Raw genomic sequence first — 5,519 nt, 5'->3', positions numbered from 1 at the left:
CTTAATCCCTTCCTATTCCTTTTTATAAGACCCCTCGTGTTGAAGCAGCCATTCCTTCCTCCATAAACCACCTGCATAACTGGTTAAAAACACCCGGAATTCTATTTAATCCATATGTCTCTTTTGTAATTTCTACTTGTACTTTAAAGGAATCGGCATAAAGGTTAGTGAATATCATTGATTTTATACTTTAAGGCGAAAAATATTCCTTGTATTCGGCAATACCTATTTATATTTCCCTAGTTTCTTCCCTTAGCCATCCTCTCTCTTCTTCATTTAAATAAGGAGCTAGCTTCGTATATACCTCTTGATGATAATTGTTTAACCATTGCTTTTCACTCTCTGTTAACATATCTTTATTGATACCGGCTAAATCAATTGGGCAATACGTAATTGTTTCAAACTTCATAAATTGACCAAACTCTGTTTTCTCGTCTTCAACTACTAACATCATATTTTCAATTCTAATTCCATATTTACCTTCAAGGTATATTCCCGGTTCATTCGTAATAATCATGCCTTTTTCTAATGTAACATTATTATTATTATTCCTTATGCTTTGTGGTCCTTCATGAACATTCAAGAAAAAACCTACCCCATGTCCTGTCCCGCATTTATAGTCTAAACCATACTGCCATATTGGTTGCCTTGCTAAAACATCTAAGTTAGAGCCTGTAGCTCCGTATAAATATTTTACTGAGCTTAATGCAATAAATCCTTTTAACACCAAAGTAAAATCTCTTTTTTGTTCATCGGTAAGTTTTCCTAAAACAATCGTTCGTGTAATATCTGTTGTTCCATCATAATACTGTCCGCCTGAATCAATTAAAAAAAGACCTTCATTCTTAAGAGTAAATTGCGTTTCTTTATTGGCTTTATAATGCATCATCGCAGCATGTTCTCTATAACCTGCTATCGTATCAAAGCTAGGTCCAACATATCCTTCCTGAGCCCTTCTGAAATCTTCTAATCTTTCTTCTGCAGTAATCTCTGTAATTTCTTCTTTGTCTACAACGTTTTTTAGCCATTTTATAAATTTCACCATGGCTAAACCATCTTTTATTTCACACCATTTTACATTTTTTATCTCAACTTCATTTTTAATAGCTTTTAAATTAGTCGTGATGTCAGGAATTTCAATTTTCTTTGTAATACTGTTAATGGCATTATATAATCTGCTATTTGTTTTATTCGTATCTAAAATAATGGTATCTCCGCTTGAAAGATTTCCTAAGAAAGTTTGTATTTCATGATTCGCTTTTAACTTGATTCCTTCAGCCTCCAGTTCTAATTTAACCAAAGGGGAAACCTTGCAAGAATCAATAAATAAATAACATTTATGTTCTCCTACGATTACATTAGCTATTACAACTGGATTGTTAGGCACATCGGCCCCTCTTATATTCAAAAGCCATGCAATGTCATCAAGGGAAGTTAAAATATAATAATTTGCTCCTATATTTTTCATTTCTTTTCTTACTTCATTTAATTTTTCCACTTGTGATTTGCCTGCATATTTTACGTCATGAGTAAAAATTGGTCCTTTAGGAATCTCCGGTCTATCTTCCCACAGATCACCAATTAAATCTTGATTCATTTTTAATACGATTCTCTTTGCTTTTAGATCTTTTTCCATCTTTTTAAGCATATTAATTGAAAAAACATTTCCATCAAAGCCCACAATGCTTCCTTCATTAAGAACATCTGCTAGCCATTCTGAATAAAATGGTACCCCTGGATCCACCATTCTAAATAATCTGATTCCTGAGCCCTCAAGCTGCTTTTCTGCTTGAATATAGTATCTACCATCTGTCCATAACCCAGCATCCTCTAATGTAATAACTACAGTACCTGCAGACCCTGTAAATCCTGATATCCATTGTCTACATTTCCAATGTTCTGCTACATATTCACTCTGATGTGCATCAAAACTGGGAATTATATAAGCATCCATTTGATTTTCTTTCATTAGCTGTCTTAACTTTTCGACCCTATCCCTGATATTCATTACTAATACCTCCATTTTCCTTAAAACTAAATTCTTTATTTTCACGATCATATAGCCATGCAGCTAGTACTATACTAATTATTCCGGCTGTAAGCTTTGATATGATAAACGCTCCTAACATTTCTGGGGCTACTCCTGACACAAATCCAAATTGACCTCCAAATACAAATGCTCCACTTACTCCAAAGGCAGTACATACCACTTTTCCTTTAGGATTCATTTCCTTAAATGTTCCAAATATCAACAGATTACTAGCCAAACTTCCTAGAATGCCTGCTACTGACACTGAATTAATTCCAAATTTCTCCCCTATTTCTTTAAAACTATTTTTAAAAATTCGATTGATAAGTGCTAGCATAGGATATGCTCCACCTAAAACAAATGCGATCTTGCCTACTATTACAGTAGATTCAGATAGTGGTGCTAATCCTGAGACAAGCCTTACACCAAAAATCACATCTATACCTTGTAAAAGTAATCCAACAGTACTCAAACTCATTATAAGCTTTCCAAATACATTAAAAACTTTTATAAAAACATGAGGAGCTTTTAATAATCCTGCTCCTAAAATAATGGCAAAAACAAATATAGGTACCAGATTCCATACTAATATATTGATATTTATTTTTTGCCATAAGCCTGCTGCAAGACATCCTATTGGTATAGTAATAATTCCAACCAACACACCCTTAGAAAAATATTTTTCATCCTCTTTAGAAAGCATCCCTAACGCGACAGGTATTGAAAAACTAATTGTGGCTCCTAATGTAGATGCGATGATAATTCCTGAGAATGCCCCCATTTCCTCTGTCAATGCTAGCTCATTAGCCATTTGATAGCCCCCCATATCTACAGCTAAAAATGCTGCTGGAACGATAGAAGGATCTAGATGAAAAACTCTAAAGATTGGAATAATCTCAGCGGATAAAAAATTTGTAAATATAGGGGCTAAAGAAAGTATTCCTATCATGCCAAGCCCTAAAGCTCCCATGGTCTTTATGCCTTCCTCAAATTTCCCACCCAGTTTCAAATGATTTCCGGTAATATAATCAATAGCTCCGATTACAAAAAAAGAACCGATTAGATATAATACAAATTTATCCATAGTTATGATCACTTTCTATTTACTTTATATAATGTCTTTACTAATCAGCATCTGTAGTATAAAACCCACTATTGTAGATATAATTAGGCGTATTAACAGCTATAAGCTTGACCTTTTTGTTCGTATAATTAGCCCAATTGTGGGCAATATTTGAGTCCATATGAACACTGTCACCAGGATATACTTCATGCCTCTTACCATTTATGTAAACTGTTAATATACCCTCTAAAACATAAATGAACTCTTCTCCCTTATGCTTATAGGATAATATTTCTTCATCTTTCTTTTGAGGAAGAATTTCTATAAGCCTTGGAAAAAGTTGTTTATTTTCTAAATTTGTACTTAAACTATACTTAATAAAACCACCTTCTACTGAATCCATTAATTCTTGTTCATAACTTCTTAAAACCATATCTTTCCTTTTAAGTGGATAATCAAAAAAATGTGTTAAATGTACTTCCAAAATATCAGCTAGTTTTTCAAGTGAATCAACTGCTATGGTAGTAAGCCCCCTTTCTAATTGAGACAGAAATCCAACAGATAGTTCGCTTTTTTCACTTAACTCTTTCAAAGTAATTCCTTTTTCAGTCCTCAATTTCTTTATTTCCATTCCTATATTCATCACTTCACCCCGAATTTTCATTATTGTGAATAATATAATATATATTAGAGCAACACACAATATATTATGAAATAATTTCATAAATATGAAAATCATTTAATTAACGTAATCATCTATTCTCTCAAGAACAGTCCGTAGAATTACACAATCTGGCACAAAAAAAGACGCTTGATCTATTAGATCTATGCGCCTAGATTGTTAGATAATAAAATACGAAAAAGCGCTATCTTATTGTGCCTTACTCAACTAAAGCGCCAATAACTCGAAGGAGAGTAAAGATACAGTCTGCCTACAATTTGATCAACCAACCTCAGTCTTCTGGTTAGGTCATGTTTTTTAGGTACAGATCTATATTCAAATGAGGAAAAATTTTCGAGCTTTGAGCAAGTTTTGAAACTTCTCCCTGATTTTGTTACATTGTAAATAGTTGAATTTGGATGATTACTTTCAAAAACAACCACCTAAACCGTTGTCACAATAACGTTCTAAGTGGTTCTATTTTTAACCTCACTTACTTATGATACGGTTCATCACTAGTAATCCTAAACTACATCAATGACAATATGCATAATTGTTAAATAAGAGTAAAAACCCTTCTTCAACTAAACTGCCCCTTTAGTTTAAGTACAATATTTCACAATCTTATCTATATACATGAATATACAGTTTTCTTTATAGGTGTTGTTCAATTATCTGACCCTATAATGGAAATAAGCGCTGTTCCTTGTTACAGAAAAGCGCCCGATTGTGGAAGAAGAACATTACATGTAACATTTTTCTACATTAAAACACAGGTGGGGTAACTGAAAATAATACAACTGCATTTTCACTAAAATTATTTTCCCATTTATGTTTCAAATTTGCTGGTATTTTCACACTATCACCAGCTTCTAATAGATATTCTTCTTCACCTAAATACACCTTAATTTTTCCTTCTAAAATAAATGCTACTTCCTCTCCTCTATGTTCTAGAAGATTTTCTGACGAAGAAGTATTCGAAGGAACTTTCATAATCGCTGTTGCTAAATTACCCGTAAAATTAGGTGACAATAACTCATAAGACAAATTATCAATGATCATTTTCTTACGTTTACTAGACCTAACGATTAAATCCTCCGTAATTGTTTCTTCAAGTAAAAGACTAAAAGTTGGAACATTCAGGGTTTTAGCTAAGACCTTTAGGGTTTGAATAGAAGGATTCGCCAAACCTCGTTCAATTTGGCTTAACATTGAAGGTGTAATTTCAGCTAATTTTGCTAACTCTCTACTACTCAATCCTTTAGCTTTTCTATATTTTTCAACTTTCTTACCAATATCTATATTTTCCATAATCGATACTCCTTAACGAAATGTTAAATTTGATTTAAATAAATTAAATTAAAATTAACATAGAGATAATTGTGTGTTAAACTGTATTAAAATTTATTTAATTATAATTTATAACACAACTCGTTACAAGAAAACTTAGGAGGATCAAACAAATGAAAGAGATTGAAAGCAAAGATATACAAACATGGAAAGACCAATATCCTTTACTAAACAAGCTCATTTCGATGGATGAAGTATTTTGGCTCAATCCAAATGTAGAAAAATTTCAAACGGGCATTAAAAAATCCCCCCTTACTCAAGAAGATGTAAGAGATGCAGAGGAAAGGTTGAAGCGTTTTGCTCCATATATCGCCAAAGTTTTCCCTGAAACAAAAGGAACGAATGGTATCATAGAATCTCCTTTAGTGAGAATTCCTGCCATGAAACAATCCTTAGAACAGGATTATCAACAACCT

At 32.7% G+C, this 5,519-nt stretch carries 4 protein-coding genes and 1 pseudogene; 1 reads left to right on the top strand and 4 read right to left on the bottom strand.

Annotated elements, in window-relative coordinates:
* Positions 1–229: 229 nt before the first annotated feature.
* From AC1DUW_RS20275 to AC1DUW_RS20260, 4 genes are all read right to left on the bottom strand, one after another.
* Entirely contained in the window at positions 230–2,008 is a 1,779-nt protein-coding gene (locus AC1DUW_RS20275) for an aminopeptidase P family protein (protein ID WP_053344575.1), read from the bottom strand.
* Positions 1,992–3,113 (bottom strand): ethanolamine utilization protein EutH, encoded by a 1,122-nt coding sequence (gene eutH, locus AC1DUW_RS20270; RefSeq protein WP_053344574.1) that lies wholly within the window; start codon positions 3,111–3,113, stop codon positions 1,992–1,994. The genes AC1DUW_RS20275 and eutH overlap by 17 nt, the downstream gene beginning before the upstream one ends.
* A 40-nt stretch (positions 3,114–3,153) precedes the next feature.
* On the bottom strand, positions 3,154–3,735 hold the full coding sequence (locus tag AC1DUW_RS20265; protein WP_053344573.1) for a helix-turn-helix domain-containing protein: 582 nt from the start codon (positions 3,733–3,735) through the stop codon (positions 3,154–3,156).
* 783 nt (positions 3,736–4,518) lie between these two features.
* The gene (locus AC1DUW_RS20260) at positions 4,519–5,064 is read right to left on the bottom strand and encodes a helix-turn-helix domain-containing protein (RefSeq protein WP_053344572.1); all 546 of its coding nucleotides are present in this window, start codon (positions 5,062–5,064) and stop codon (positions 4,519–4,521) included.
* Positions 5,065–5,216: 152 nt separating this feature from the next.
* Here AC1DUW_RS20260 and AC1DUW_RS20255 point away from each other — a divergent pair.
* Positions 5,217–5,519, top strand: a pseudogene (locus tag AC1DUW_RS20255) (D-serine ammonia-lyase); the annotation flags it as partial.

This window comes from Peribacillus sp. P4_C12, assembly GCF_056402095.1.
Note: the sequence above shows the minus strand (reverse complement) of the source record. Positions and strands in the feature narration are given on the sequence as shown.

Coding starts and splice junctions, on each gene's coding strand:
- AC1DUW_RS20275 (WP_053344575.1), bottom strand. CDS start 2,008: ATGAATATCAGGGATAGGGTCGAAAAGTTAAGACAGCTAATGAAAGAA.
- AC1DUW_RS20265 (WP_053344573.1), bottom strand. CDS start 3,735: ATGAATATAGGAATGGAAATAAAGAAATTGAGGACTGAAAAAGGAATT.
- AC1DUW_RS20260 (WP_053344572.1), bottom strand. CDS start 5,064: ATGGAAAATATAGATATTGGTAAGAAAGTTGAAAAATATAGAAAAGCT.
- eutH (WP_053344574.1), bottom strand. CDS start 3,113: ATGGATAAATTTGTATTATATCTAATCGGTTCTTTTTTTGTAATCGGA.